Source organism: Microtetraspora malaysiensis (assembly GCF_001528665.1).
Classification (GTDB): domain Bacteria; phylum Actinomycetota; class Actinomycetes; order Streptosporangiales; family Streptosporangiaceae; genus Microtetraspora_A; species Microtetraspora_A malaysiensis.
Window position 1 is genome coordinate 517,472 of the sequence record NZ_BBYJ01000005.1, and the last position, 26,789, is coordinate 544,260.

Consider the following 26,789-nt stretch of genomic DNA (forward strand, 5'->3'; position numbering starts at 1 on the left):
GACGGCGTGACCGAGGAACACACGCCGAACCACTGCTCGGCGCCGTACTCCTCAAACCGCTCCACCTCGGTGAACCCCAGCGCGGCTCCGGGCGGATTGTCAGGTCGCTATCAGTGCGCTGGGGGCCGGCCCTGCGTCGCCTGGCTGTCTGTGGATCTGCCGCCCCGAGCGGGAACGCTCAGACGGCAGGCGACCGGCGCTGAACGCGGTCGGCGTCCTCAGCACGGTTCTGGGCTTGGTAGAGCCGTAGCGCCTGACGCCACGCGCTGCGGGCCTGTTGCCGGTCACCGATCGTGGCGTGGACGTCTCCGAGGTGTTCCAGGGTGTTGGCTTCGTCGAAGGCGTTGCCGATCTCTTGGAGCAGCCTGAGAGCTTCGTTGTAGTAGCTCAGGGCTTGGTCGTACTGACCTGTGTGGTGGGCGATGTATCCCAGGCTGTCGAGTGTGTTGGCTTCTCCGTCGCGGTTCTGGTGGCGGCGGAACAGGGCCAGGGCCGCTTCGCAGTGGGCGAGGCCTTCGGTGTGCAGTCCGAGCTTGCTCGCGTACCAGCCCATGTCGTTGAGCGCGTCGGCTGTCCACACAGGGTCGTCGAGGGCTTGGTAGAGGCGCAGGGCCTGGGTGGTGTGTTCCAAAGCCTGCCGAAACTCCTCCCGCTGCGCCCAGGACATCGCCAGACCTTGATGGATCTGGGCCTGGGCGGCGAGGTCCCCTGTGCGCTGGGCGAGGGTGAGCGCCTGCTGCAAGTGATCCATGGCCAGGCCATGCCGGCCCATCCGCGTGCAGGTGTGGCCGAGGATCCGGTGAGCCAACGCTTGAGCCTTCGGATCGTCGAGATCGCGAGCGGCTTCCAGTCCCGCCAGCCAGCCGTCGAACTGGTCCTCAATGGTTCCGCGCCGGAAGTGGAAGGTGCCCAGGCTCCAGGCGAGCTGCCATACCGCGTCGTGCCAGTTCTGCTTCGCGGCGAGGTGCTGGGTGGCCAGCAGACAGGCGTGTTCGTCGGCGAACCACGTCCAGGCGGCGGTGTCGTCGGCCGGTGGCCCCTGCCACCATCCAGGAGCGGGGGCGCCGAGCTTGATCGGTGCGCGATGCGGCGCGAGAAGCCGTTCGGCAGCGTAGGCGGTGTGCAGGTAGAAATCGACCAACCGCCGAAGCGCGGCCTGCCGAGCGGTCTCGGGCTGGTCCACGCGGGCTTGTTCGGCCGCGTATAGGCGGACCAGGTCGTGCATGCGCCACCGGCCCGGAGTGTGCTGATGGATCAGGGACATCCCTTCCAGCTCTCGCAGCGGTCCGCGTACTCGGGCGGAAGGAACGCCGATCAGAGCGGCGATGGCGCCGAGGCCGATGTCCGGGCCCGGTGCCAGGCCCAGCAGTCCGAATACCTCGGCGGCTCGGGTGGAGAGGCCGAGGTAGGAGGTGGTGAACACGGCGCGCAGGTTGGTCCGCAGATCCCCGGTGTCCCACGCGTCCAGCCGGCCGGTGGTGTCCCGTAGTTCGGCGGCGAGCGCGGCCAGCGGCAGCTGCGGGCTGAGCACGGCACGGGCGGCGAGGACGGCCAGCGCCAGCGGCAGACCCGCGCAGCAGGCCAGCAGGTAGGCCACGGCTTCCGGTTCCGCCGCCAACCGGTCGGCGCCGAGTTGCTGGAGGAGCAACTGGTGGGCCTCGGCGTCGTCGAGTGCGTCCAGAGCGACCGGCCGGGTGCCGTTGGCCACGGCCATTCCGGCCAGCTGATGGCGGCTGGTCACCACGACCGTACAGGTGGGGCTGCCGGGTAACAGGGGGGCGGCCTGATCCGCGTCGCGGACGTTGTCCAGCATGATCAGCATCCGCCGTCCGGCCACCAGGCTGCGGTACAGGTTTACCTGCGCGTCCAGGTCTGTCGGCATCCCCTGGGGATCGACGCCGAGTGCCTCCAGGAAGCCGTGTACGGCGGTGGCCGGGGACAGCGGCCGCTCGATCGGATCGAAGCCCCGCAGATTGGCGAACAACTGTCCGTCGGGGAAGCGGTCGATGCTCTCGTGCGCCCAGCGTAGGGCCAGCCACGTCTTCCCGATGCCCCCGATCCCGCCGATGGCGGAGATCACCACCGTGGCCCCCGGCCGGCCGCATTCGTCCAATGCTCTGCTGAGCTGCCCGAGTTCGGCTCTGCGGCCGGTGAACCGGGCCGGCGGGGCCGGCAACTGACGCGGCACGATGCCGGGCGGCCCGGCCAGTGTGATTGTCGTGGAAGCGGGCGGTGTTGTCGTGGGGTCGGCGGTCAGGATGCGGCGGTGCAAGTCCTGCAGTGACGGGCCGGGGTCGGCGCCGAGTTCCTCGACCAGGTGCAGCCGGATCCGCTGGTAGTGCTGCAGGGCCTCGGCCGGCCGGCCGCTGCGGTACAGGGCGAGCATGAGCTGGCCGGCCAGCCGCTCGTCCAGCGGATGGCGTGCCGCCCGCATCGTCAACGCGGGAACCAGTTCGGCGTGCCGCCCCGAACCCAGGTGGGCGTCGGTGAGGTCGAGTTCGGCGGCATGCCGCTGTTGGGCCAGCCCTTCGCGCAGCGTGTTCAGCCAGGGGGTGTCCAGGTTGGCGAAGGCATCCCCGCGCCATTGGGCGAGCGCCTGCTCCAGCAGACGTCGGGCGTGGCCGTCGTCGGCGGTTCGGGCTTCTCCCACCCAGCGCTGGAACCTGTGCAGGTCGACCGTCATGGGATCGACGCTGATCACATAGCCGCCGCTCTGCCGTGCGATCCGCGCGCCGTCGACCGCCGCCAGCATCTGCCGCAGGCGGGACAGGTAGCTGTAGAGCGTGTCGCGACCACGCCGAGGCGGGTGGTGGCCCCACACCCGGTCCAGGAGCTGGTCGATCGACACGCGCCTGCCGGCCTCGGCCAGCAGTACCGCGAGTACGCACCGCTGGCGGTGATGCCCGAGTTCGACGCGCCGGCCGTCTACGCGAACCTCCAGGTCACCCAGAAGTTGGAACTCCATCGGCATGCCGCACCTCCAACTCTCGATCACCAGTCTGTAGCGGCTCCAATCTGCCGATTCAAGGTTGTTCGCAAGGATTGTCCAAGGTTGGCCACGCATCGTCGTCTACGAACCGGTGCGCGGTCGTCGTCGGATCCACCCCCGGACCGAGGTGGCCGGCTGTTGCCAACGAAGGAGATCCCATGAAGCGCACGTTCGTACGCCTGGCGGTTGCCTTGCTGCTCGCCGTGTCCGCCACGGCCGGTGGGGTGGCCGTCGCATCGTCCGCGTCGGCTCGCGATCTGCCCGCGTGCTGCTGACCACACGGTGAAGACAGTCAAAAGCGGTCCGGCCGGAGTCACTTCCGATGACTCCGGCCGGACCGCCGGGGTTCTCGGCCTGGGACGTCGCGCTCCGGGCCGTAGTCGATGGCGCTATTGCCCCACTCGGCCGTCAATGCGTTCGCGCAGCAGATCGGCGTGCCCGCAGTGGCGGGCGTACTCCTCGACCCGGTGAACCCACAGCGCCCGGACAGCGTCGCCGTCGCGGCCGACCCGCGCACCCAGATCCGGATACTCGGCCAGCGCCGCATCGGTCGCCGCCTGTTCGCGAGCGAGATCGGCGAACGCGCCGTCGACCAGCGCCTGATCCGCAACGGCTCCCTCGAAGTCGCTGTCACGCGCACCGTACAGCTTCGGTGCCGGATCTTCTGGCTGAATCCAGTTACGCCAGTCCCGCTCCACCTCGGCAAGGTGGCGAACCAGCCCCAGCAAGGACATGGTCGACGGCGGCACCGACCGGCGCGCCATCTGCTCCGGGTTCAACCCCTCGCACTTCATCTGCAGGGTCAGTCGATAGTTCGTCAGGAAGTCCCGCAGCGTCGCCAACTCACCGTCCGGACTGACTCCATCAGTGTTGCGGGGGTCGTCGTCGGGGTTCACCCACATGTCCGGGTAGACACTGGCCTGGGTCCATCGCTCGGGTATGTCGCTCACCGTGTGAATGATTCTGAGCAACGGTCCGACGGGCAAGTGATTATTCGGGCGCGCCAGCCGGCCCGTACGACGGCGGCGATGCGCTGCGGGTGTCGTACTGCAGCTGTTACCTGCGCGCGCCGGTCCCGTTCGCCGAGCTCATTCGTCGAGCGTGAGCTCGGCCAGCTGGCCGCGGGCGGTGACGCCCAGCTTGGGGAAGGCCTTGTACAGGTGCTGGCCCACGGTGCGCGGGCTCAGGAACAGGTGTGCGGCGATGTCCCGGTTGGACAGCCCTGTGGCGGCCAGCTGCACGATCTGCCGTTCCTGCGGGGTGAGCCGCACGAAGCGGTCCGCGCCGTTACGGCGCGGCGCGCTCCAGCCCGTGGCGCCCAGTTCCGTACGCGCCCGCTCGGCCCAGGGTTCGGCGCCGAGCCGCTCGAAGACCTCCAGCGCGGCCCGCAACTGCTCCTGTGCTTCGCCGGTGTGGCGAGCCCGGCGCAGCCACTCCCCGTACAGAAGTTCGGTACGCGCGCGGTCGAAGGGTCGATCGTGGACGGCCAGCGCGGCGCGGAAATGCGCGCCCGGGTCGCCGGAGGTGTCCAGCAGGGCGCGGCATCGGGAGACCAGGGCGTCGGCCCAGCGCTGATCCAGCGTCGCCGCCCAGGCCTCCAGCCGGGAGAACGGCTCCGCGGCGCGGGCGATCCTGCCGCTGCGCAGCGCGGCCTCGACCAGGTCGGGGACGTGGTGCATGGCCATGATCTGGTTGCGGGACCGACCGTAGACGAGCGACTCCAGGCTGAGTAGGGCCTGCTCGGAGCGTCCCTGGCCGAGGTCGAGCAGGGCGAGCGCGCCCGGGTGCGCCGTGGCTGGATCGAGCGCCTCGCCCCGGACCGCCGCGAACTGGTCCAGCAGCCCGGTGGCCTGGCGCGCCCACGCGGGCTGGCTGGTGTCGCCGGAGATGGCCACGGCCTCACTGGCCAGGCTGCGTGCCTCGGCGTGGCGGCCGCGAGCGTACTCGACCCGCGAGAGGAACGTCAGTGCCTGCGGCAACAGACCGACCATGCCCTCGGCCCTGATCGTGGCAGTGGCCGCGGAGGCCAGCATGTGGGTACGGGCGTCGTACTCGGCCAGGCCCAGCCCGCCGATCAGTAGCAGCCCGCGACGGTCGGCCTTCGCCAACGCGCGGGCCGACTCCACCACCTCGGCCAGGGGCGGCAGCCCGTCCGCCGGCCGGCCGAGCGCCATGGCGATGAACCAGCGCGACAGCTGGTGGACCGGGACGACCTCGTCGCCGGGCGGCACCTGGAGCGTGTCGAGCTGCTCGGCGGTGCGCCAGGCCATGTCGCGGTCCCCGTCGAACCAGATCATGGACGCGGCGTCGAGCAGGAGCCAGGCGGCCGAGCGCGGATCGGCGGCCGCCAGATGGTCGACGCCCGCCGACAACATCGCGTGCGCTCCCGCGAGATGTCCTTCGCCATAGTCGGAGCAGGCGCGCACCCGGATCAGCCGGGAGGTCAGCTCGGTGTCGGGATTGCCGGCGCCCTCGGCCAGGTTCCTGGCCCGATCGAAGCGACCGCTGTACTCGGTCGCCTCGGCGGCGAGCGTGAGCCTGCGTGCCCGGTCCGCGATCTCCGGACTCAGCGAGGCGGCGCGCTCGTAGGCCGCCGCCGCGGCCGCGTACCCGCTGCGGGAATGGGCGCGGTCGGCGGCCGACTCCAGCCGGGCCGCCACCCGCTCGTCGGCGGCCAGCGTGGCCGCGGCCAGGTGCCAGGCACTCCGGTCGGCGTCCGCGGTACGGTCCAGGGCGTCGCTGAGCGCGTGGTGCACAGTCAGCTGCCTGGCCAGCGGCGTACGCTGCCAGACGGCCGCGCGCACGAGCGGGTGGCGGAACTCCAGCCGCTTGCCCTCACCCAGGACGACCAGCCCGGCCGCGAGCACCTGCTCCACGTCCTCCGGCGTACTCCCCAGCGCCCCGGCGGCGGCCAGCACGATGCCCGGCTCACCCGTGCTGTCGGCGGCGGCGACCTGGAGCATGACCTGGGCGCTCGTCGGCAGCCCGTCGGCCTGGGCGGCGAAGGCCTCCTCCAGGCGTGCGGTGAGGGAGAGCTCGTCGGCGGGGCCGTGCGACTTGGGCAGCTCGATGAGCGCCAGTGGGTTGCCCGCCGCCTCGGTGAGAATCCGCTGCCGGGACCCGGCGGGCAGGGTGCGGCCGGCGGAGTCGAGCAGCTCCGCGGCTGCCGCCTCGTCCAGGCCGGACAGCTCCAGCACGGGCAGTCCCTTGGCCTCGAACCCCGGGCGCGTGGCGAACACCATCACCACGCCCTCGGCCGCCAGCCGCCGCGCCGCGATCAGCAGCGCTTCGGCCGAGGCGTGATCCAGCCACTGGGCATCGTCGATCAGGCACACCACCGGCCCGCTCTCGGCCAGCTCGGACAGCAGCGACAGGACCGCCAGCCCGATCAGGAACCGGTCCCCCGCACCGCTCTCGCCGAGCCCGAAGGCGCCGCGCAGGGCGGCCGCCTGCCTGTCCGGGATGTGCTCCAGACGGCCGAGTACCGACCTGAACAGCATGTGCAGGGCACTGAACGGCAACTCCGCCTCTGCCTCGATGCCCGTGGTCCGCAGGACGTGGACATCGGTCCGGTCGGCGTGGCCGAGTAGGGCGGTCTTGCCGATGCCGGGCTCCCCCAGGACGACCAGGGCGCCGCTGACCCCCTCCCGCGCACCGTCCAGCAGCGCGTCGATGATCTTCAACTCATGATCCCGGCCCCACAACATGGGTCGAAGATTACCTATGCGATGACTCATGCCGAGATCTTGGGCTCCTTCTACTGTTGTCGACATGAAGCCATACAGCGTGAACATTGCCCAGGCCGACCTCGATGACCTGCACGAACGGCTCCGCCGTACCCGATGGACCCGCGAGATCGCCGGGCAGGGCTGGAGCCGCGGCGTACCCCTGGACTACCTCAAGGGACTGGCCGACTACTGGCTCAACGACTTCGACTGGCGGGCGGCCGAGACTGAGTACAACAAGCACCCGCAGTTCGTCACCGAGATCGACGGGCAGAACATCCACTTCTTCCACATCAGGTCGAGCTCCGAGGACGCCCTGCCGTTGCTGCTCCTGCCCGACAACCCGGGCGGCGTGATCGGCTTCCTCGACGTGCTCGACGAGCTGTCGCGTGACTTCCACCTGGTCGTCCCTTCCTGCCCGGGCGTCGGGTTCTCCGGCTATGTCACCGAGCCGGGCTGGACGGTTCCCCGTACGGCCGCGGCCTTCGCCGAGCTGATGTCCAAGCTCGGCTACGAGCGATTCGGGACACAGGGCGGCGGCGGAGGCGCCAACCTCGGCCTGGAGCTGGCCCGCCAGGTGCCCGAGCGGGTAGTGGGCGTGCACGTCAACGCCTGGGTCGCCTTCCCCTCGCCGGACGAGAGCGAGTTCACCGCCGACGAGCAGCGGCGGCTGGGCATCATGCAGAACTTCATGCAGGAGGGCCTCGGATTCAACCAGATCATGTCGACCCGGCCGCAGACCATCGCCTACGGGCTGACCGACTCACCGGTCGCGCAGCTCGCGTGGATCGTGGAGAAATTCAAGGAGTGGACCGACTCCGCAGCCGAGCTCCCCGAGGACGCCTTCTCCCGCGACCGGATCCTGACCGACGTGAGCATCATGTGGTTCACCGCCACCGCGGGGTCAGTGGCCAACCTCTACTACGACATGGGCCACGACCCGGGCGCCTACGCCCCCAAGCCGCGGGTGACCGTCCCCACGGCCGTGCTGCTGGCCAAGGATGACGTCACGATCCGCCGCTTCGCCGAGCGGGACGCCGACATCCAGCGCTGGACCGAGCTCGACCGCGGCGGCGCCTACCTGGCCCTCGAGGTGCCCGACCTGCTGGTGGCGGACGTGCGGGCGTTCTTCGGCCGGCTGGTCGAGCCGGCTTCCGCGGCGAGCGCCTGACCAGGAAGTGCACGACGGGCCGGGCGATCGCCCACAGCAGTGCCCCCAAGGGGCACCTCGAGTCGCTCGGCCCAGATGATCCGGCTGCGCACAACCGCACGTCCCGGCCGGCTCGAACACGGTGAACCCGTTCCTCATCACCGACGAGGCCGCCGAGCTGATCGACTTCCTCAAACCCGGCTGGCCGTTCACTGACGGCCTGGAGTCGGGGATCCCGGAGGAGAGATCGGGGGGTATGCCCTACCGCGCGAGGCCAGCCGATGCTGCATGATCTTTCTTGTGAAGGCGATGGTGATAACGGGCGGTCTGCTGGCTTCCGCGGCGTTGGTGAGTGGATGTGGCTTGCAGAACATCACGCGAGCAGCCAACAACGAGACCGTCACGTACGACGTGAAGGACAAGGTGGCCAGGGTCGTCCTGGTGGGCGGCTCGGGTGAGATCGAGGTCGACGAGGCGGACGACAGCGTCGTCAAGGTGGGCGAGACCCTCCGCTGGTCCTCAGGCAAGCCCGTCACCGAGCACAAGGTGGAGGGCGACGCTCTCGTGATGAGCTACGAGTGCCCGCACGCCATGGACAACTGCTCGGTCAGCTACAAGGTCAAGGTGCCCAAGGGCATGCGGGTAGAGGCGAAGGTCGGTTCGGGTGACGTCCGCCTGAACGCGCTGAGCGGCCCCACCAAAGTGGAAACCGGTTCCGGTGACGTGTATCTCACCGAGCTGAGCGGTCCGATCACGGCCAAGGTGGGCTCCGGGGACCTGGAAGGCACCGCGCTGACGGGTAAGGAGCTCAAGGTCGAGGCCGACTCGGGCAACGCCACGCTGAAGTACGCCACCGTTCCCGACAACGTCAACGTGTCGGCCGGCTCGGGGGATGCGGAGATCACACTTCCCGACGGGCCGTACAGCGTGGACACCCAGACGAGATCGGGTGATACGACGATCTCGGTGAAGACCGATCTGGGCTCGCCGCACAGGGTCGTGATCCACACCGGTTCCGGCAACGTCAGCCTCCTGCCCGCGTAGGTCGCGCCGCTGCCCGGCGACATCCTTCCCCGCCTTCCTCCGGGAACGGCGGGGATTTGGTGTTCCTTAAGGGCGCCGGCCGCCGGCTCACCTGTCCACGCCCTCCTCGGGCGGCGAGCTCCGCACCGCCTGGCCCGACCTACGATTCTCCTGTGACAAGCAACCGATCCGCCTCCTCGCAGCATCTGAGCGACCTCGCGCGACTGCGGCGTGTTCGGGACCGGATCGACCGGGAGTACGCGCAGCCGCTGGACGTGGAGGCGCTGGCCCGTGGCGTGCACATGTCGGCCGGGCACCTCAGCCGCCAGTTCCGGCTCGCCTACGGGGAGTCGCCGTACTCCTATCTGATGACGCGTCGCATCGAGCGCGCGATGGCGTTGCTGCGTCGCGGCGACCTGAGTGTCGCCGAGGTCTGTTTCGCGGTCGGCTGCTCTTCCCTGGGCACCTTCAGTACGCGTTTCACGGAGTTGGTCGGCATGCCGCCCAGCGCGTACCGGCGCGAGGCGGCGCGCGCGACGGCCGGGATGCCGTCGTGCGTGGCGAAGCAGGTGACCAGGCCGGTCAGGAATCGAGAAGCGCCGACTCCCGAGCCGCACATAGCCTGACCCGCATGGATATCACTATTCACACGTCCTTTCTCCCGCATGACGACCCGGACGCATCCCTGTCCTTCTATCGCGACGCCCTCGGCTTCGAGGTCCGCAGCGATGTCGGACACGGCAGGATGCGCTGGATCACGGTCGGCCCCGCCGGCCAGCCCGGCACGTCCATCCTCCTGGCGCCGCCGGCCGCCGACCCCGGCATCACCGACGACGAGCGCCGCACCATTACCGAGATGATGGCGAAAGGCACCTACGGCTGGATCTTGCTGGCTACCCCCGACCTTGACGGCACGTTCGAGAAGCTGCAGGCCGGCGACACCGAGGTCGTCCAGGAGCCGACCGAGCAGCCGTACGGGGTTCGCGACTGCGCCTTCCGCGACCCGGCGGGCAACCTGGTCCGCATTCAGGAACTGCGCTGAGCCGTGCGCGGTCTACGAAGAAGAACCAGACGCACTGCTCGAAGCTGGTTGGATCGAACCGGCGATGCCGACGGAGACCGCGAAGGCGGCCCTGCCTAACAGGCCTAATAGATGGAGTCACGATAAGCATGAGCACGAGGACGGACACGCAGTCGCCTGCGCTGCATGTTGCCGACAGCCACGATCTGATCCGCGTGCACGGCGCGCGTGAGAACAACCTCAAGGACGTCCGCGTCGAGATCCCCAAGCGCCGGCTGACGGTGTTCACCGGCGTCTCCGGCTCGGGCAAGAGCTCGCTGGTGTTCAGCACGATCGCCGCGGAGTCGCAGCGGCTGATCAACGAGACCTACAGCGCGTTCGTCCAGGGTTTCATGCCGACGCTGGCGCGGCCCGACGTCGACGTGCTTGACGGGCTGACGACCGCGATCATCGTGGACCAGCAGCGAATGGGGGCCGACCCCCGCTCCACGGTCGGCACCGCCACCGACGCCAACGCGATGCTGCGCATCCTCTTCAGCCGACTCGGGACGCCGCACATCGGATCGGCCCAGGCGTTCTCCTTCAACGTCGCCTCGATCAGCGGAGCGGGCGCGGTCACCGTGGAGCGCGCCGGACAGAAGGTGAAGGAGCGTCGCGCCTTCAGCGTCACCGGCGGCATGTGTCCGCGCTGCGAGGGCCGGGGCTCGGTCAACGACATCGACCTGACCCAGCTCTACGACGACAGCAAGTCGCTCAACGATGGCGCTCTCACGATCCCCGGCTACAGCATGGACGGTTGGTACGGCCGCATCTTCAGCGGTTGCGGCTTCTTCGACCCGGACAAGCCGATCCGCGAGTTCACCAAGAAAGAGCTGAACGACCTCCTCTACAAGGAACCGACCAAGATCAAGGTCGATGGCATCAACCTGACCTACGAGGGTCTGATCCCGAAGATCCAGAAGTCGATGCTGTCCAAGGACGTCGACTCGTTGCAGTCGCACATCCGGGCGTTCGTGGAGCGGGCGGTCACCTTCACCATCTGCCCCGAATGCGATGGCACCCGGCTCAACGAGGGCGCCCGGTCCTCGAAGATCAACGGGATCAGCATCGCGGACGCGTGCGCGATGCAGATCAGTGACCTGGCCAAATGGGTCCGCGGCCTGGACGAGCCGTCGGTGGCGCCGCTGCTCGCCACGCTGCAGCAGGTCCTCGACTCGTTCGTGGAGATAGGGCTGGGCTACCTCTCGCTCGCCCGGCCGTCGGGCACGCTGTCGGGCGGTGAGGCGCAGCGCGTCAAGATGATCCGCCACCTCGGCTCCTCGCTCACCGACGTCACCTACGTCTTCGACGAGCCCACCACGGGCCTGCACCCCCATGACATCCAGCGGATGAACGACCTGCTGCTGCGGCTGCGCGACAAGGGCAACACGGTGCTCGTCGTGGAGCACAAGCCGGAGACGATCGCGATCGCCGACCACGTCGTCGACCTCGGCCCCGGCGCCGGTACGGCGGGCGGCACCGTCTGCTTCGAGGGCACCGTCGAGGGGCTGCGGGCCAGCGACACCATCACCGGCCGCCACCTCGACGACCGGGCCGCCCTCAAGGACACGGTACGGACGTCCACCGGCACCTTGGAGATCCGCGGCGCGACGGCGAACAACCTGCGCGACGTCGACGTCGACATCCCGCTCGGGGTACTCGTCGTCGTCACGGGCGTCGCCGGTTCCGGCAAGAGCTCGCTCATGCACGGGTCGGTCCCGGCCGGCGCGGGTGTGGTGTCGATCGACCAGGGGGCCATCCGCGGCTCGCGACGGAGCAACCCGGCGACCTACACCGGACTGCTCGACCCGATCCGCAAGGCGTTCGCGAAGGCGAACGGCGTGAAGCCGGCGCTGTTCAGCGCCAACTCCGAGGGCGCCTGCCCCACCTGCAACGGCGCCGGCGTGATCTACACCGACCTGGCGATGATGGCCGGCGTCGCCACCACCTGCGAGGAGTGCGAGGGGAAGCGGTTCCAGGCGTCGGTGCTGGACTACCACTTCGGCGGCCGCGACATCAGTGAGGTGCTCGCGATGTCGGTGACCGAGGCCGAGGAGTTCTTCCGCGTCGGCGAGGCGCGCACGCCGGCCGCGCACGCCATCCTCCACCGGCTCGCCGACGTCGGGCTCGGCTACCTCAGCCTCGGCCAGCCGCTCACCACGCTGTCCGGCGGCGAGCGGCAGCGGCTCAAGCTGGCCACCCACCTGTCCGAGAAGGGCGGCGTCTACGTCCTCGACGAGCCGACCACCGGCCTTCACCTCGCCGACGTCGAACAGCTGCTCGGCCTGCTCGACCGGCTCGTCGAGTCCGGCAAGTCGGTCATCGTCATCGAGCACCACCAGGCGGTCATGGCGCACGCCGACTGGATCATCGACCTCGGCCCCGGCGCCGGCCACGACGGTGGCCGGATCGTCTTCGAGGGCACACCCGCCGACCTCGTCGCGGCCCGCTCCACCCTCACGGGCGAGCACCTCGCCGCTTACGTCGGCATCGACCGGTAGGTCGGCAGCGGGAAAGCCGGAGGTCGGCGCGATGAGCCGACGCCTCTCCTCGTCTTCCGCGGAGGCGGCGTCGGCCGGCGCGGAGAAGGGTGGAGGTAGTTCGGTTTATCCGAGGGCCGTCCACCCCCGGAAGCGCCCCGCACAGGGCCGCTTCCGGTCACGCCGACAACCGCTGGTGGAGGCGACGGGCCTCCTCGACCACCCGGCTACCCCCGCGCCGCGTCGCGACCGCGGCGAGCTCCGGGATGTCGCCGCGCGCTCCGGCCAGGGCGGCCGCTCTGGCACCGACCGCGAGGAGGTCCCCGAGCCCCGCCCTGGCCCTCTCCCCCGCCGCGGGCAGCAGCGCGGGCAGCGCCTCCGTGAGGATCGACCACACCGAAGCGTGCGCCCCCGCCCGCACGGCGTCGTCCAGGACGGTCACCGCTCGGTTGAGCTTCAGCAGGCCCGCGACGGCCATGTCCACGAGCAAGCGTCCGATCTCCGCCGCGGGCACCTCGTCCCGCGCGGCCAGTGTGACCAGGGCGTCGGTCGCCGCCGCACGACGTGCCGGCCGCGCGTGGGCCATGACGCAGACGATCGCCCCGGCTGTCGCCGCACCGACCGGGCCGTCCCCGTGGACGAGTCTCCGGAGCGCCACCATCTGGCCGTCGTCGCCGTAGGCCAGCCATGGGGCGGATTCCAGGAGGTGCGCGGCTACGACGTCGCGGTGGGACGGCATGATCGTCGGCCACCACACCGTCTCACCAGAGTGGGCCCCCGACACCGTGTCGGTCTCCACGGTCCACAGCTTCCGGATCTCCTCGGGAACACCCGGAGGCGGCGTCACCCGGGAACGCATCCTCTGGATGGCCATCTCCATGCCGTAAATGCTGTCGTACCCGCGGCGGCTCCCGACATCGCTCGTCACCGTGGGATCGGGCAGCCCGCCGTCGCGCAGCAGTGCGGCCAGGCGCCGCCCCGCCTCCGAGGTCAGTCGTTCCGCCCGTACGACCGTCGCCGGGTCCACGGTCCTGGGCAGCCGGAGCAGCGCCTGGTGGAAGTCGGCGGGCAGCGGTTCGGCGCCCTCGAGGCGTTCCATCCGGTCGAGCAGAATGCCGGGGTCGACGTGTCCGGTCGCCGCGGTCGGCGTCGCGAGCAGCAGCGGCATCGAGTGCCCGGCCTCCAACATGAAGATCACCTCGCGCAGCCGGCGCTGGACGAGCACTTGGACGCTCCGGTCGTAAGGCGGGTGTTCGCGCTGGTAGTCGGCCAGCCGACCGGTGAGCTCCCTGCTCTCCTCAGGAGACACCACCGCCAGCGCGGCCCGGGACAGCAGGGAGTGGGCGTACCGGTCGAAGCCGCTGATGCCGTACACGTAGACATGGGAGTCCAACGGCTCGCGCCAGGCGCGCCGCCGCCACGGGGTGAGCGCCGCGACGACGGCCGCGCGGTCACGGTGGGTGAGTTCGACCAGCGCCGCGAGGATGCGCTCGAACACGGCGGGCTCCTCAGGCCAGAGGGGGCGGCGGCCCAGTTCGACCGCCAGTTCCTCCGCCGAGGTGATGGGCGGCAGGAGACCGGGCAGCGGCGCCACGATCAGGGCCGCAGCTGTGGGTGGATCTTCCGGCTCCTCGGCCGTCACCTCACCGAAGACGGCCGCGATCCGCTCCCGGAGCTCGGGCACAAGCCCGCCCGCCGCCGCCCGGACCTCCTCCGCCGCCAACGGGTCCGCATGCGCCGCGAGTGCCACCGCGAGCCGTACCGCCCGGCCCTGGAGGGCGGCGTCTTCGTGGCCGAAGACCATCGCCAGCGCGGCCAGCGCGCCGCCGGCCCGGCCGGGAGCCCCGTCACCGGTCGCCGAACGCGCGATCCACCGCAGGGCGGCCGTGACGAACTTCTTCTCCGGCCGGAAGGCGAGGGCGTGGACCGCCTCGGCGAACAGCTCGTCACCGAGCAGGCCCTCGTCGTCGGCCGGGCCCAGCGCGTCGAGCGCCATCTGCAGGAACGGCGACGCGGCCGACGGCAGCAGCCGGACGAAGTCGAGCAGCGGGATCTCCGCCGACGAGGGCCGCAGGTTCGTCCACATCGTCACGAACGGACTGAGCTCCGCCGCGTCGCCCCCGGCGAGGAAGCGCGCGGCGCAACCGTCGATCAGGTCCTGGCGCTTCAGCCGGCCGGAGTCGCCGAGGTCGGCGAGTGCCGAGACGAGCGACGTCTCCGGGGCCCACTCGTGGTCCGCGGCCAGTGTGGCGGCGACCCCCTCCGCGCGGAACAGCCGCGGGACCATCGCGTCGAGCAGCGGGTCGTCCTCGATGGTGGCGCGCCCGCCGTTCTCGCGGCGCTTCGCGCTCGCGTGGCGGACCCAGCCATCGACGAACGTGTCCGCTTCCGGCGGCTCGCTGCCCGTCTCCACCAGCAGCCCGACAGCCAGCTCCCACCCCGGCGGACCGTCGAGACGACGCCACCGGCCCGCCGGGCGCGGCAGCCGCCGTACCAGCCGGGCCGCAAGGTCCGCGCGCCACTCCTGCGGCCGGGCCCGCACCAGCGACCGGATGCGCTCGGCGTCCAGGCGCGGGTCGGGCACCCGGCTCAGCTCGCGCCGACCGAGCCAGGCCGCCACCTGAGCCGGGCGCGTGAAGCAGGCCGCGCCCGCGAGGCGAAGCCCCGCGGCCTGGCTCTCGACCTTCCAGCGTGTCGCCATTCCCTCGGCGAGGCGGTCGGCCAGATAGCGGCGAAGCCGCTCGGCCACCACCTGCCGTCCCGGCTCGTCGAGGGACGCGAGGACGTCCATCAGGTCGTCGTTGCGACGCCCTTCGATGCGCTCGAGGACCTCCTGCCACGGGTTCACGCGAGCACCGTGCCGTAGGAGCTGGACGGACCTGGGCGGCCTGACACCGGGTCGGGAAGGGAAGAGCGAACGTGTGAATACGTCGGCAGCGCATCAACCATGGCGGGGACCATACTGATCGCCACCGACAGTTCCGCTGTGCGTCGCGCAGACGTCGTCGGCCCATATGTCGTCGGCCCATATCACGACATGTCCCCCGACGTAACCGGAGGGCGGTGGTTCGGCTCGGTGACGACTGTCGCAGAGTTGGACTATGTGCCACTCCACCGACAGCCGCCCGCCCGCCCCGCCCGACCCGGGCCCGGTCGCGGAGCACGAGCCCGTCACGCTGACCTCGGCGGACGGCAGCCGCCTGGCCGCGCACGTCGCGCTGCCCGCCCGGCCGCCGCGCGGACGGATGGTCGTGCTGCCCGACGTGCGCGGGCTGCACCCCTACTATCGCGAGCTTGTCGTACGGTTCGCCGAGGCCGGGTTCGCGGCCGCGGCGATCGACTGGTTCGGCCGCACCACCGAGAACGACGAGCGCGGCGATGACTTTCCGTTCCGGTCGCACCTGCCTCACGTGGACCCGCGCAACGTCGCCGCCGACGTCTCGGTGGCCCTGGAGCACCTGGCCGGGCGCGGGGCGACCGGCCCCGCCTTCACCGCGGGATTCTGCTTCGGCGGCAGCATGTCGTGGCGGTTGTCCGCAGGCCCGGTGGACCTGTCCGGTGCGATCGGCTTCTACGGCCGCCCGGCGCTGGTCCGCGAGGTGATCCCGGAGATGCGCCGCCCACTGCTGTTGCTCATCGCGGGCAACGACAGCGTGACCCCGGCCAGGGAGTTCGAGGAGTTCACCGGCGAACTCGCCGAGGCCGGCGTGCCGTACGAGGCCCACACCTATCCCGGCGCCCCGCACTCCTTCTTTGACCGCGCCTACGCCGAGTGGGGTGAGGCGTGCGCGGACGCCTGGCGGCGGATCCTCGATTTCACCGACCGGCACGGCGCGACGGCCGGACCCGCCTGAAGCCCCCGCTCGCCCGCTCGGATGGGTGAGATGAGCCCCGAAGCCGAGCACTCACGGAGGTCATGTCGCCGCGACGGTTGACCCTGACGCAGGGGCAACCTCTCAGCATGGTGGCATGACCACGAAGAGCAGTGCGGTGGAGGTCGCCGGCCCACGCGAGTCGTACGGCGGCCACGGCGACGATGGGCAGCGGGCCGAGAGTAGCGACAGGACGATGCGGCACTTCACGATCCACCACGACGGCGTCACAATCCCGGTGTCTCGCGGCGGCCAGGGACGACCGCTGGTCCTGTGCCCCGGGCTGAACTCGACGCGGGCCGACCTGCACGAACTGGCCGACCTGCTGCGGCGCGACCACGACGTGGTGACCTTCGACCTTCGGGGGCATGGCCTCGCCTCGGCCGCCGGCCGGTACTCCTTTGAGGCGTTCCTGAGCGATCTGGCCGCCGTGATGGCGGAGCTGGCACGCCTCGACCTGGATGCGGCGCCCGTGCTGGTGGGCTACTCGCTGGGCGCGGACCTGGCCGTGCACTATGCCTCCGAGCATCCTGGCAGCGTCGCCGGGCTTGTTCTCATCGATGGGGCGAACCCGGTGCCCGAGCCGTTCATCACCGAGGCCGTCCTGCCGGAGTTCCGCGCGATGTGGGAGGACATGGTGACGCAGCAGGAGGCCGTGCGGGGCACCGCGCGTCAGGTGTTGCTCACCGCCCAGGAGATTCTCGACCTGAATGTCGAGATCGATGCGGTACGGTCCGAGATCTTGGACCGGTACCAGAAGATCGACCGGCCCATCAGCATGATCATGTCGACCTCGATGGCCGGCGGCAGGGGCGCAGGGCATGCGTCGCGGTTCAATCAGAACTGGCGTGCCGGCGTCGAGCGGCTTGGCCGCGAGCAGCCGCGCATCGACACGTCCTGGCTCGACGCCGACCACGGGCTGGTCTTCACCCACGCCCCGGAGATCGCCCAGATCATCCGGAGTACACACGGCCCTGGCGGCCACACCCGAGGAGACTGGCGGGATGCTGACCATCGGTGAGCTGGCGTCGTACGCCGGAGTGACGGTGCGCGCGGTGCGGCACTATCACGCCCAAGGGCTGCTGCCGGAGCCGGAGCGGGACCACTCCGGCTACCGCAGGTACGACGCCGGCGCCGTGATCGAGCTGATCAAGATCCGGACTCTCGCGCAGGCGGGGGTCCCGCTGGCTCGGGTTCGGGAGCTGCTGCGGGCCGACGAGGAGGAGTTCGCCGCAGCGGTCGCGGACATCGACAAGCGGCTGCGGGCGGAGATCCGGCAGCGGCAGCGGCACCGGGAGCAGATCGCCCGGCTCGCCGCCGGGGACAGCCTGACGCTGCCGCCGGAGGTGGTCGAGTATCTCGACCGACTGCGGGTGCTCAGGGTCGACGAACGGATCGTCCGGGCCGAGCGTGACGGCTGGATCCTGCTGGCCGCGCACTCACCTGAGCGAGTCCCGGAGTGGATGGTACGCAAGCGGGAGCAGATCGCCGACCCGCAGCTCATCGACTTCTATCTCACCCTCAGCCAGGTTCTCAACCGGACCGCCGACGACCCTCGGCTGGTCGAGCTGGCCGACGAACTAGCCGCCTACATCACGCAGTTGGCCGACGAACAGGGCGAGGACTACGTTGACGACACCGACATCGAGCCTCCGCTGGTCAAGCTGATGGACACACTGGCGTTCGACACTGTGCCACCGGCCCGTCGGCTGATCGAGCTGTTGAAGAGACGCGGCTGGACCGGCTGGACCAAGCTCGAGCGCGTAGACCCACGGGGACGCGGCGCCGGGCCGGCGCGTCCTTCGGATGGCATCCCCCGATCAGTTGGGTGAGCGGATGTCGTAGGCCTGGCGGGCCGCGACGATGGCGGGGCCGGCGCGGCGGGCCCAGGCGCCCAGCGCTTCGAGAGGCTCGCGGATTTCTTCGACCAACGCGGTGGTGGCGTACTCCACGCGGGGCGGCGCGTCGGGGTACACGGTGCGGGTGATCAGGCCGTTGCGCTCCAGGTTGCGCAGGCTCAGCGTCAGCATGCGGCGGCTGACGCCTTCGATCGCCCGTTCCAGCTGCGTGAATCGGTGTGGGCCGTCGCCCAGTTCGACGAGCACCTGGGCGCTCCACTTGTCACCGATGAGCGCCAGCACCTCGCGGAGCGGGCATTCGGCGGACGCGGCCTCGTCGGCGGACACGATGGCCTGGTCTGTTACCGCGATGTTCCGTTGGGACAAGAAAGTGCCTCCTTCCCGGCCGTTCGATCTTGCTCCAAGATGGGGCCCGTTACAAGTCGTAACGTTCCTGGACAGGAGCTTGTGTGGTCCTGTCTTGGCGTACGGAGATCCACCGAAAGCAAGGAGCAGCGGGTGCCGACCGCACGCAACAACGGATTCACGATCGCCTACGAGATCACCGGAGACGGCCCTCCGTTGGTCCTGCACCCGGGCATGTTCCAGATCGGCGCGCACTGGGACCGGTCCGGCTACACGGCGGCGCTGGCGGCCACCCACACGGTGATCACCGTCGACCCGCTGGGGCTGGGGGCCAGTGCCGCCCCGCAGGACCCCGCGGCGTACACGCTGGAGCGACGCGCCGATTACGTCACCGCCGTGCTGGATGACGTCGGTGCGGACAAGGCCGCGTTCTGGGGCTATTCGCTGGGAGCTCTCACCGGGTACGCGGTCGCCGTACACGCGCCCGGAAGGCTCACCCGCCTTGTCGCCGGTGCCTTCGACCCCATCGGCGGCTTCCGCTCGGCGATCGGACCGACGCTGCGCCACCTCGGGCTGCCCGCGGATGTCGACCCCTACCAGCTGGTCAAACAGGGAGCCGCCGCCGATCCCGCCCAAGCCGCCGTCATCGACGCCGGGGATCTCGGGGCGTTCCGCGCGAACTACGAGGCGTTCTCCCATGAGCCCGGCCCGCACGCCGACCTGGCGGCCTGCGGCGTCACGATGCTGATGTACGCGGGCACCGCCGACCCTTGGCACGATCCGATGCGGACCTTCGCGCGGCGTACCGGCATGGGCTTCTTCTCCGTGCCCAACGCCGACCACCAGGGAGGCTGGAACAGGTCGGCCGACGTGCCCTCCGGCGTGCTGCCGTTCCTGGCCGGCGGCCCCGACGCCTGACGCGTCCACGTGAACCGCCTGCCGCCGTCACTCAGCCAACCGCCGTACTCGGCCCGGACGGCCGTCCCGCACGGGCGATCGGCCTGCTCATCGATGCACTGACCATGACCTGGCTTCCGGCACGGGTCGCCGGTCAGCCGCGTGCGTCGTGCGGGACGTGCAGCGAGAGGTGCGCGGACAGGGCGCGGAGGAAGTCCGGGGCGTCGAAGACCGCGCCCGCGGAGGCGACGCCGGTGGTCCTGGTCCGGCCGGTGAGAATGCGGTCGACGGCCTCCACCGCGAGCGGCGCGCTGATGGCGTAGATGTCCTGACCGGTGGCGGCCACGCGGCGTTCCGTGCCACCGGAGCGGACCAGGACGTCGACGACGAAGGTCTGCGCGGAGCGGCCGCGGTCGTCGACGGCGGCCGGGGCCGCGGCGTCGGGAGCGGACAGGTCCGCGGCCGCCTTGGCGGTCATGTAGGTGCGCACCTCCGGGACGGCCAGATGGCTGGGAACGGTGACGACGTCGGCCATGGTGAACTCTCCGATGACGCTCTGGGGGCCGAGCGGAGCGGGGAAGGGCCACTCCAGGGTCGGCAGAGCGTCGTCGTGGTACTCCAGCCGTCCGCCGGTGTAGCGGACCCGGCGGCCGCCCCGTCGCTGCCCCGAGACCGCGCCCGAAGCGAGCGTTCCGGCAGTGGGGTGCCAGCTGCTCAGGCCGTAGGCGATGCGGGCCTCGTCCGCCGCCGTCCAGTCGCCCATCGCGGTGGTGACCAACAGGTCGCCGAGGCCGCCATAGAAGGCCATCGCCGGGACCACCACGGTGCCCGCGGCGCGGGCGCGCCCCGCGAAGTGCGCGAACGTGTCAACGTTCGCCTCGATCTCGGCCGCCACGTCGACATACGGGATGCCGGCGCGCAGCGCCGCCTCGACCAGCGGGGCGGCGGTCGAGGCGAAGGGCCCGGCACAGTTGATCACGGCGGCCGCGCCGTTCAGCGCGCGGTCGAGCGAGGCCGGATCGTCGACCGACGCCTGCCGCGCCTCGCGCCCCGGTTGGGCCTGCGCCAGCGCCAGCAGCTTGTCCTGGTCGCGGCCGAGGAGCAGCGGGATGTATCCGCGCTCGCGCAACTCCGCGACCACGAACCGCCCGGTGTGCCCGTAGGCGCCGAACACCGCCACATTCCGACCCGATCCCATGCCTGCTCCCACGTGCTCGAAGTGATCCACTGCGGAGATCCTGTCCCCGTTGACTCATCGGTGCCAGTGTCCGAAACGACGTAACCCGTACAATTTCCGACATGAGCTCCGTCCCGCGCTCCGTCGCGATCGCCGCTACCGACGGGATGCTGCACTTCGAGCTGGCCCTGGCCCACGAGGTCTTCGGCTCCGCCCCGGCCGCCCTGCCCGGCCCCTGGTACGACGTCAGGGTGTGCGGCACGCACGCCGTCCGGGTCGGCCGGTTCCGGCTGGAGCCGGACTGCGGGCTCGACCGGCTGGCGCACGCCGGCACCGTGATCGTCCCCGCCTTGGCGGACGTCGACGAGGACCCGCCGGCCGACCTGGTCGAGGCGGTGCGCGTGGCCCACGAGTCCGGCGCGCGGGTGGTCTCCCTGTGCACGGGCGCGTTCGTGCTCGCCGCCGCCGGCCTGCTGGACGGGCTGCGCGCGACCACGCACTGGGCCCACACCGAGGAACTGGCCGCACGCTATCCCCGGGTGAAGGTCGACCCGGACGTGCTCTACGTGGACAACGGCAGCGTGCTCACGTCCGCGGGCAAGGCCGCGGCGATGGACCTGTGCCTGCATCTGGTCCGCCGCGACCACGGCTCGGCAGTCGCCAACGTGGTCGCCCGCCGCCTGGTCGTGCCGCCCCACCGGGCCGGTGGCCAAGCCCAGTTCGTCATCACACCGGTGCCCGCCCAGGACGGCCATCCCCTGGCCGAGCTGCTCCCCTGGGTGATGCGGCGGCTGGATCAGCCGCTCACCGTGGAGGACCTGGCCCGCCAGGCGAGCATGAGTTCGCGCCACCTGGCCCGCCACTTCCGGTCGATAACCGGCACCACCCCGCTGCAGTGGCTGCTGACGCAGCGGATCCGCCGCGCGCAGGAACTGCTGGAGACCACGGACGACAGCGTCGACACCATCGCCTCGGCCGCGGGCATGGGCACGGCGACGACACTGCGCCGCCACTTCCACCGCACGATCGGCGTACCGCCGGACGCCTACCGCCGGACGTTCCGGGCGTGAGGCCGCGGTCCTCACCTTGACGGCTCTCGGCCGTCTCAGCGGCCGACGGGCCACCGGCCTTTGCGGGCGAGAGTGACCGGCTCTGGATCAGGGCTCGGCCCGGCCGGTCGCCCAGGCCCACGCGGCGATCGCGACGCGGTTCCTGGCGCCGGTCTTGCGTTGGATGGAGGCGACGTGGTTCTTCACGGTGCCCGCGGACAGGAAGAGCTCGGCGGCGATCTCGGCGTTGGTCCTGCCCTGCGCGACCAGGGTCACGATCTCGTCCTCTCTCTCAGTGAGGACGACGGTGGACGTCTCGCGTGGCCGGCCGCTCCCGCGCAGCAGCCGGACGGTGAGCTGTGGGCTGATGAGCACGTCGCCGCTCATCGCGGCCCGGATGGCCTCGATGAGCAGCGTGGGGCCGGAGCGTTTGAGGACGAACCCGGCGGCGCCGTGCCGCAGCGCGGCGTGGACGTACTCGTCCAGCCCGAAGGTGGTGACGACCACGACGTGGATGCCGGTGCCGGCCAGGGCGCGGGTCACCTCGATGCCGTCGGCCCCGGGCATGCGGATGTCGGCGAGGACCACGTCGGGTTTGATCGTCTTGGCGGTGTCGATCGCGGTACGTCCGTCGGCGGCTTCGGCCACTACGGTCATGTCGGGCTGGGCGTCGAGGATCAGGCGGAAGGCGCCGCGGATGCCTTCCTGGTCGTCGGCGATGAGGATGCGGGTGACCACTCCGGCGATTGTGCCAGTGGCAGACGGGCGGTCAACGACCACCCGTCGGATACGGCTTCCGCGGTCAGCTCGCCACCCTGGGCCTGGACGAGCGAGGCCAGGGCGGGCAGGCCGATGCCGCCACGCCGGGTGATCGGGGCGCGGACCACGCCGTCGTTGGTCATCGTGACCTCCAGAACTCCGGACGAGGCGCTGACGCTCAGGTCCACGCGTCCGGCCCGCGGTGCGTGCCGCCGGATGTTGGTCATTCCTTCGATCACGATCCGGTAGGCCAGAGCCGCGGTCTCCGGCGGGACCACCAGAGCCGGATCCATGCGCAGGTGGACCGGCGCCGGGCCGGCGGCGGAGAACCGTTCGGCCGCCTCGCGGATGCCGCCCAGGTCGCCGCCGGGAGCGAGGGGCCGGTCGTGGTGCAGCATGTCCAGCGTCCGGTCCAGCATCGACAGGGCGCGCTGGCCCGCCGCCTCGACGCGTTCGAGCGCCCGCAGGGGTTCACCTGCCACTTGGCCCGCCTGGGCGTGCGCGACCATCTCGCTGATGTCGTGCGCCAGATAGTCGTGCAGGTCCCTGGCGAGCCGCAGCCGCAGGGTCAGGCGGGTGTCGGCCACCGCGCGCTCCTGCCGTACGTCGAGAAAACGGAGGTAGCCGCCGACGGCGGCGGCCACCAGCGTGCCCAGCCCCCAGAACGCGCACACCCCCACCCCTTCCAGCGGCGAGGCGGGCGCGAACACGCGCAGCAACCAGACCGCCGCGGCCAGACCCGCCGCCGGAGCGGACAACACCGCCCGCCGGGACGGCGCGTACCGGATGACCAGGCCGACCAGCACCATCAACGCCACGCTCTCGACCATGCTGAGCGCGCCCGTGACCGGCGTGGGGCGCCCCACGCCGGTCACATGAGCCAGCGTGACAGACATCGACAGGCCCGCCGCGAGCAAGGCCGACGCGGACAGGTGCGGCCGGAACCGGGGCCGGGACAACCCGATCACGGCGAGCGTGACAGCAGCGGCCACCGATACCCCGGCAACAACCAGCATCACAGACACCTGGGCGACGATACGCGCCTTTTGTGCCGTTCAGCGGAGTGCCGAACGGCACCTGTTCTCACCGTGAGGGGTGCCGAACGGCATCTGGCTCGTCAGCCCTCCGCGTCGGGAGGCTGGTCATATGACAATCTTCACTTCTCGCCGGCAAGGGTATGTGGCGGCGCTGTGGGCGCTGACCTATGGCGCGCTCGGGGTCGGGTGGGCACTGGGCGCGCCCGGGTACCCCTGGGGCGCCGGCGATCCCGACCCGATCGGCGCCCTGTCGATCCTGACCGGGACGACTCCGGGCTTCGGCTGGGCGATCGCCGCCTGCTGCCTGGTGACCGCGATCACGGCGCTGGCGTTGACCCGCGGGAGCGGCCGCCGTACGCCGGTCATCGCGGCCTGGACGATCGCCGCGCTCCTGGTCCTGGTGATCCCCGACTCGCGGTTGATGATGGGCGTCGCCTACACGCCGCTGCTGCTCGTCGCCCCCGTCTTCGGCTGGGGCCTCGGCGGCACCACCTTCGCCGACGTCTGGCCGTGGCCGGTGCTCAACCAACTCGTGTGCGTGCTGGGCGGCCTGCTGCTGGCCGCCGCGGCGCTGGCCTATCGACGCGACGGGGGACGCGACGAGGAACGCGGACGCTGGTTCACTCCGGAGCGGGGGCGGGTGGCGGTGTATGTGGCGATCGCGGTGCCGCTGGTGTACTGCGCCACCCGATGGGCGTGGGCCCTGGGCATCCCGCTCGGCGTGAACGCGGAGTTTCTCGCCGAAGGCGAGGACGGTCTGTGGCTGGCGGGCGCCTACCTGGCCACCTTCGGCGCGCTCGGCGGCCTGCTCACCCTCGGCCTGACCCAACGGTGGGGCGAGATCTTCCCGCGTTGGATCCCCGGATTGCGCGGGAGAATGGTGCCGCCGCTGCTCGCGGTCGTCCCCGCCGGATTCGCCTCGATCATCATCACCGTGGCCGGGCTGGCGTACATCCGCTGGACCGTCGCCGGCCGGTTCGCCCTGGCCGAGTGGGGGGCCTGGCTGCCGGAGTGCTTCTGGCCGATCTGGGGCGCCGCGCTGGCCACCGCCACCATCTGCTACCACCTGCGCCGCAGGTGCGACGGGCACCAGGGAAGCGCCGTCCGTCCCCCTCACGCCGATCACAGCATCCGGTCGTGAACCTGGATCCGCAGCCGAGGGAGACGCCCTTGAGCACCGGGGTCAGCCGCGGTAGCGGTCGGCGAGAGCGGTGCTGCGGCCTTGGGCTCCCACGGCGACGACCCGAGCTGCGAGCGCAGATCAACGAGCACGCCGACGACGGCGGCAGCGGCATGTGGCTGACGCTCCTGGGGCGTGCCGTGGCCCGCGGCGAGGCCCCACCCGAGGCCCTCCAGGTGACGTCCCTCGGGTGGCCACGACCGCGACAGACCTGCGTCGAGGGCACGCCGATCACTGACCACGACCGGACATCGCCAGCCAGGGCGGCGGGTTTGCGGTGCGAACAGCCCGGCCTCTCCCCCAGCAGAAGTCATCGGTCAATGCCGTCCCATCATCGACAGCGAGTCGCCGATCCCGCGGCTGGGTTGCCGACGGCCTTGGGCGGTCGGCGCGCGGCGCAGTGCCGCGGCGAGGTCGGCGCTCTGCCGCTGACACCTCGGCAGAGCGGCCCCGGCGGTGCGTTGCGCGCATGGTCGCCGCTCCGGGCGCGCGTGGACAGGGTGACTGGGAGATCGCCCGGATGGTGTCCGGGCGACCTTGGTACCGGGGGCGGGTTCTTCGGCAGGGTCAAGCTTCTGCCGGGCCGTTTTGCTCGCGGCCGGGGTTGGCTGAGTATCGCCGGGCCGGGCATGTCTGACCGTCGAGGGAGTGCCGGGGAGTGTCGGGGGCGTGTTGAACGCCGTCGTTCAGGTGCCTGGGTTCCGTCGGTGGACGGTGGTGGCGCGGGGGTTCAGTTTCGCTGGTTTCGGGGGCTGGTGTAGGTGAAGCCCCAGCGGTTCTTGCCGACCTGGTGGAGTTGGTAGTGGGTGGGGTTGCGGTAGCGGTCGCGGTTGTGGAACTGGCAGGTGGGTCCGAGGTTGTCCAGGTCGGTGGTGCCGCCGTCGGACCAGTTGGTGATGTGGTCGATCTGGCAGAGGTGGGCGGGCATGGGGCAGTGGTCGACCATGCAGTGGGTGTAGCGGGTGAGGATGGCGCGGCGTTGTTGTCGGGTGGCGCGGCGGGCGGTGCGTCCGACGTCGAGGACGCAGCCGTCGGCGTCCATGACCAGGCGGGTGAGGCCGGAGGTCTGGGCGAGGCGGTGGATGTCGGTGACGGGCAGGAGCTGTCCGGTGGCGAGCAGCAGCCCGGGCAGCGTGCGTCCTGAGATGAGCCCGCCGGGCGTCGCCCAGTCCGCACCCCGCCCCCGTCCCTGGCTCTGGCTCTGTGCCTGTTCCGGCCCCCGCGCCTGGCCTTGTCCCCGTGCGTGTCCCGGTCCTTGTTTACGCTGTTCGCCATCGCGGGCAGGCCGATCGTTCGGCCTACCGGCCCGGGTTCCCTGGCCGCCCGCTCTCTGACCGCGCTCCGCTCTCTGACCGCGTCCGTCCGCGTCGCGCTGAGCGCCTTCATCTCGCCGCCCGCCGTCGTGAGTTTCCCGGCGATGCCCTGCGTCGTGCCCAGCGTTCTGGTCGGGTCGCCTGTCGCTGCGGGTGTCCTGCTCGCGGCTCGTGTCGTCTTGATCGCTCTGGCCGAGCCGCTCATGGTCCCGGGTAGGGCGATCACGCCGCACACCATCGTGAGCGCTGCCTTCCGGCGAGCCAGACACGTCAGCTGACGAAGCGGCAGACGCCTGCCCACCCGAGAAGGTGGACGTTCCGGCCGGAGTGGAGTCGGACACCTCGCTGCGCGAAGGGCCGGATGTCTTGGAACGCGCGGGGTCGGACGCCTCAGACCGCGTCGAGCCGGGAGTCTCGGCTGACGAGCGGCCGGATGTCGCGGAGTGCGCAGGGCCGGACGCCTCCGGCCGCGAAGCCGTGGGCGTTCCCGCTGATGAGAAGCCGGACGTCTCGCCCGGTGAAGAAGCGGGAGGGTCATCGGGAAGGGACCCGGCGTTGATCAACACCAGCAACTCGGTACCGATCTGCTGCTCCAACAACGCGATCAACACATCCGCGTTCCGCACCCGCAGCGGCCGCTCATCCCCCACCACCCGCGGCTTCGCATACGCATCCAACAACGCCCGCAACCGCGCCCCCGCCTCCCGAGGCAACCGAAACTCCCCCTCCACCCCGCCCGAAGCGCTCTCCCGCACCAACAGAAACCGCTCCCGATAATCCGCCTCGCCGTCATCGGCTTCCCCGTCCGGATCCAGCACCGCACGCAGATACCGCCCCGCACGCGCGATCTCCGCAGGAGTCGCCTGATCCGCCA

Annotated in this window: 20 protein-coding genes; 11 read left to right on the plus strand and 9 right to left on the minus strand. The window is 70.9% G+C overall.

Annotated elements, in window-relative coordinates:
• Positions 1 to 178 precede the first annotated feature (178 nt).
• The 3 genes from AWQ71_RS05345 to AWQ71_RS05355 all read right to left on the minus strand — a co-directional run bounded on the left by AWQ71_RS05345 (position 179) and on the right by AWQ71_RS05355 (position 6,726).
• Complete coding sequence (locus AWQ71_RS05345) at positions 179 to 2,965, minus strand: AfsR/SARP family transcriptional regulator (protein WP_245658115.1); 2,787 nt, start codon at positions 2,963 to 2,965, stop codon at positions 179 to 181.
• A gap of 413 nt (positions 2,966 to 3,378) precedes the next feature.
• The gene (locus tag AWQ71_RS05350) at positions 3,379 to 3,939 is read right to left on the minus strand and encodes a DinB family protein (RefSeq protein WP_067127716.1); all 561 of its coding nucleotides are present in this window, start codon (positions 3,937 to 3,939) and stop codon (positions 3,379 to 3,381) included.
• Positions 3,940 to 4,077: 138 nt separating this feature from the next.
• On the minus strand, positions 4,078 to 6,726 hold the full coding sequence (locus tag AWQ71_RS05355) for an ATP-binding protein (protein ID WP_369407187.1): 2,649 nt from the start codon (positions 6,724 to 6,726) through the stop codon (positions 4,078 to 4,080).
• A gap of 34 nt (positions 6,727 to 6,760) precedes the next feature.
• Here AWQ71_RS05355 and AWQ71_RS05360 point away from each other — a divergent pair, with 34 nt between their 5' ends.
• From AWQ71_RS05360 to AWQ71_RS05380, 5 genes are all read left to right on the plus strand, one after another.
• Positions 6,761 to 7,885 carry an epoxide hydrolase family protein gene (locus AWQ71_RS05360; protein WP_067127430.1) on the plus strand — a complete coding sequence of 375 codons (1,125 nt, stop codon included), beginning with the start codon at positions 6,761 to 6,763 and terminating at the stop codon, positions 7,883 to 7,885.
• 342 nt (positions 7,886 to 8,227) lie between these two features.
• Positions 8,228 to 8,908, plus strand: a complete 681-nt coding sequence (locus tag AWQ71_RS05365) for a DUF4097 family beta strand repeat-containing protein (protein WP_245658117.1) — start codon at positions 8,228 to 8,230, stop codon at positions 8,906 to 8,908.
• A gap of 152 nt (positions 8,909 to 9,060) precedes the next feature.
• Positions 9,061 to 9,513: a helix-turn-helix transcriptional regulator gene (locus tag AWQ71_RS05370; RefSeq protein WP_067127434.1), complete on the plus strand. Its 453-nt coding sequence runs from the start codon at positions 9,061 to 9,063 to the stop codon at positions 9,511 to 9,513.
• A gap of 5 nt (positions 9,514 to 9,518) precedes the next feature.
• Complete coding sequence (locus AWQ71_RS05375) at positions 9,519 to 9,929, plus strand: VOC family protein (RefSeq protein WP_067127437.1); 411 nt, start codon at positions 9,519 to 9,521, stop codon at positions 9,927 to 9,929.
• A gap of 128 nt (positions 9,930 to 10,057) precedes the next feature.
• A complete protein-coding gene (locus AWQ71_RS05380; RefSeq protein WP_067127440.1) occupies positions 10,058 to 12,448 on the plus strand; it encodes an ATP-binding cassette domain-containing protein in 2,391 nt (796 codons plus the stop codon).
• A 157-nt stretch (positions 12,449 to 12,605) separates the two neighbouring features.
• Here the strand turns inward: AWQ71_RS05380 and AWQ71_RS05385 are convergent, their stop codons facing one another.
• Positions 12,606 to 15,275 carry a DUF7824 domain-containing protein gene (locus AWQ71_RS05385; protein ID WP_067127444.1) on the minus strand — a complete coding sequence of 890 codons (2,670 nt, stop codon included), beginning with the start codon at positions 15,273 to 15,275 and terminating at the stop codon, positions 12,606 to 12,608.
• A 253-nt stretch (positions 15,276 to 15,528) separates the two neighbouring features.
• Here AWQ71_RS05385 and AWQ71_RS05390 point away from each other — a divergent pair, with 253 nt between their 5' ends.
• From AWQ71_RS05390 to AWQ71_RS05400, 3 genes are all read left to right on the plus strand, one after another.
• Positions 15,529 to 16,281 carry a dienelactone hydrolase family protein gene (locus AWQ71_RS05390; protein ID WP_067127448.1) on the plus strand — a complete coding sequence of 251 codons (753 nt, stop codon included), beginning with the start codon at positions 15,529 to 15,531 and terminating at the stop codon, positions 16,279 to 16,281.
• 115 nt (positions 16,282 to 16,396) lie between these two features.
• Positions 16,397 to 17,320, plus strand: coding sequence for an alpha/beta fold hydrolase (locus AWQ71_RS05395; RefSeq protein WP_067127719.1), 924 nt, complete (start codon positions 16,397 to 16,399; stop codon positions 17,318 to 17,320).
• Positions 17,304 to 18,131, plus strand: coding sequence for a MerR family transcriptional regulator (locus AWQ71_RS05400; protein WP_067127451.1), 828 nt, complete (start codon positions 17,304 to 17,306; stop codon positions 18,129 to 18,131). Before AWQ71_RS05395 ends, AWQ71_RS05400 begins: the two co-directional genes overlap by 17 nt.
• Here AWQ71_RS05400 and AWQ71_RS05405 read toward each other — a convergent pair.
• Complete coding sequence (locus tag AWQ71_RS05405) at positions 18,120 to 18,524, minus strand: winged helix-turn-helix transcriptional regulator (protein ID WP_084258542.1); 405 nt, start codon at positions 18,522 to 18,524, stop codon at positions 18,120 to 18,122. The two genes, AWQ71_RS05400 and AWQ71_RS05405, sit on opposite strands and share 12 nt — an antisense overlap.
• A gap of 132 nt (positions 18,525 to 18,656) precedes the next feature.
• Here AWQ71_RS05405 and AWQ71_RS05410 point away from each other — a divergent pair, with 132 nt between their 5' ends.
• The gene (locus AWQ71_RS05410) at positions 18,657 to 19,421 is read left to right on the plus strand and encodes an alpha/beta hydrolase (protein WP_067127455.1); all 765 of its coding nucleotides are present in this window, start codon (positions 18,657 to 18,659) and stop codon (positions 19,419 to 19,421) included.
• 133 nt (positions 19,422 to 19,554) lie between these two features.
• On the opposite strand, the gene AWQ71_RS05415 is transcribed toward AWQ71_RS05410, so the two are convergent.
• Positions 19,555 to 20,598: a saccharopine dehydrogenase family protein gene (locus tag AWQ71_RS05415; RefSeq protein WP_067127725.1), complete on the minus strand. Its 1,044-nt coding sequence runs from the start codon at positions 20,596 to 20,598 to the stop codon at positions 19,555 to 19,557.
• A gap of 101 nt (positions 20,599 to 20,699) precedes the next feature.
• On the opposite strand from AWQ71_RS05415, the gene AWQ71_RS05420 reads away from it, so the two are divergent.
• Positions 20,700 to 21,647, plus strand: a complete 948-nt coding sequence (locus AWQ71_RS05420) for a helix-turn-helix domain-containing protein (protein WP_067127458.1) — start codon at positions 20,700 to 20,702, stop codon at positions 21,645 to 21,647.
• An 87-nt stretch (positions 21,648 to 21,734) separates the two neighbouring features.
• Here the strand turns inward: AWQ71_RS05420 and AWQ71_RS05425 are convergent, their stop codons facing one another.
• Entirely contained in the window at positions 21,735 to 22,364 is a 630-nt protein-coding gene (locus AWQ71_RS05425; RefSeq protein ID WP_067127461.1) for a response regulator, read from the minus strand.
• On the minus strand, positions 22,304 to 23,401 hold the full coding sequence (locus AWQ71_RS05430; RefSeq protein WP_245658126.1) for a sensor histidine kinase: 1,098 nt from the start codon (positions 23,399 to 23,401) through the stop codon (positions 22,304 to 22,306). The genes AWQ71_RS05425 and AWQ71_RS05430 overlap by 61 nt, the downstream gene beginning before the upstream one ends.
• Before the next feature lie 130 nt (positions 23,402 to 23,531).
• On the opposite strand from AWQ71_RS05430, the gene AWQ71_RS05435 reads away from it, so the two are divergent.
• Positions 23,532 to 24,563, plus strand: coding sequence for a hypothetical protein (locus AWQ71_RS05435; RefSeq protein WP_174550676.1), 1,032 nt, complete (start codon positions 23,532 to 23,534; stop codon positions 24,561 to 24,563).
• A 769-nt stretch (positions 24,564 to 25,332) separates the two neighbouring features.
• On the opposite strand, the gene AWQ71_RS39890 is transcribed toward AWQ71_RS05435, so the two are convergent.
• The coding region (locus tag AWQ71_RS39890) for an HNH endonuclease signature motif containing protein (protein WP_157570188.1) at positions 25,333 to 26,789 on the minus strand (1,457 nt) is incomplete at its 5' end.

What these genes read in the sequence shown, in the direction of transcription:
- AWQ71_RS05345 (WP_245658115.1), bottom strand. Translation starts at nt 2,965, where the DNA reads ATGGAGTTCCAACTTCTGGGTGACCTGGAGGTTCGCGTAGACGGCCGG.
- AWQ71_RS05355 (WP_369407187.1), bottom strand. Translation starts at nt 6,726, where the DNA reads ATGAGTCATCGCATAGGTAATCTTCGACCCATGTTGTGGGGCCGGGAT.
- AWQ71_RS05360 (WP_067127430.1), top strand. Translation starts at nt 6,761, where the DNA reads ATGAAGCCATACAGCGTGAACATTGCCCAGGCCGACCTCGATGACCTG.
- AWQ71_RS05375 (WP_067127437.1), top strand. Translation starts at nt 9,519, where the DNA reads ATGGATATCACTATTCACACGTCCTTTCTCCCGCATGACGACCCGGAC.
- AWQ71_RS05380 (WP_067127440.1), top strand. Translation starts at nt 10,058, where the DNA reads ATGAGCACGAGGACGGACACGCAGTCGCCTGCGCTGCATGTTGCCGAC.
- AWQ71_RS05390 (WP_067127448.1), top strand. Translation starts at nt 15,529, where the DNA reads ATGTGCCACTCCACCGACAGCCGCCCGCCCGCCCCGCCCGACCCGGGC.
- AWQ71_RS05395 (WP_067127719.1), top strand. Translation starts at nt 16,397, where the DNA reads ATGACCACGAAGAGCAGTGCGGTGGAGGTCGCCGGCCCACGCGAGTCG.
- AWQ71_RS05400 (WP_067127451.1), top strand. Translation starts at nt 17,304, where the DNA reads ATGCTGACCATCGGTGAGCTGGCGTCGTACGCCGGAGTGACGGTGCGC.
- AWQ71_RS05415 (WP_067127725.1), bottom strand. Translation starts at nt 20,598, where the DNA reads ATGGGATCGGGTCGGAATGTGGCGGTGTTCGGCGCCTACGGGCACACC.
- AWQ71_RS05420 (WP_067127458.1), top strand. Translation starts at nt 20,700, where the DNA reads ATGAGCTCCGTCCCGCGCTCCGTCGCGATCGCCGCTACCGACGGGATG.
- AWQ71_RS05430 (WP_245658126.1), bottom strand. Translation starts at nt 23,401, where the DNA reads ATGCTGGTTGTTGCCGGGGTATCGGTGGCCGCTGCTGTCACGCTCGCC.
- AWQ71_RS05435 (WP_174550676.1), top strand. Translation starts at nt 23,532, where the DNA reads ATGACAATCTTCACTTCTCGCCGGCAAGGGTATGTGGCGGCGCTGTGG.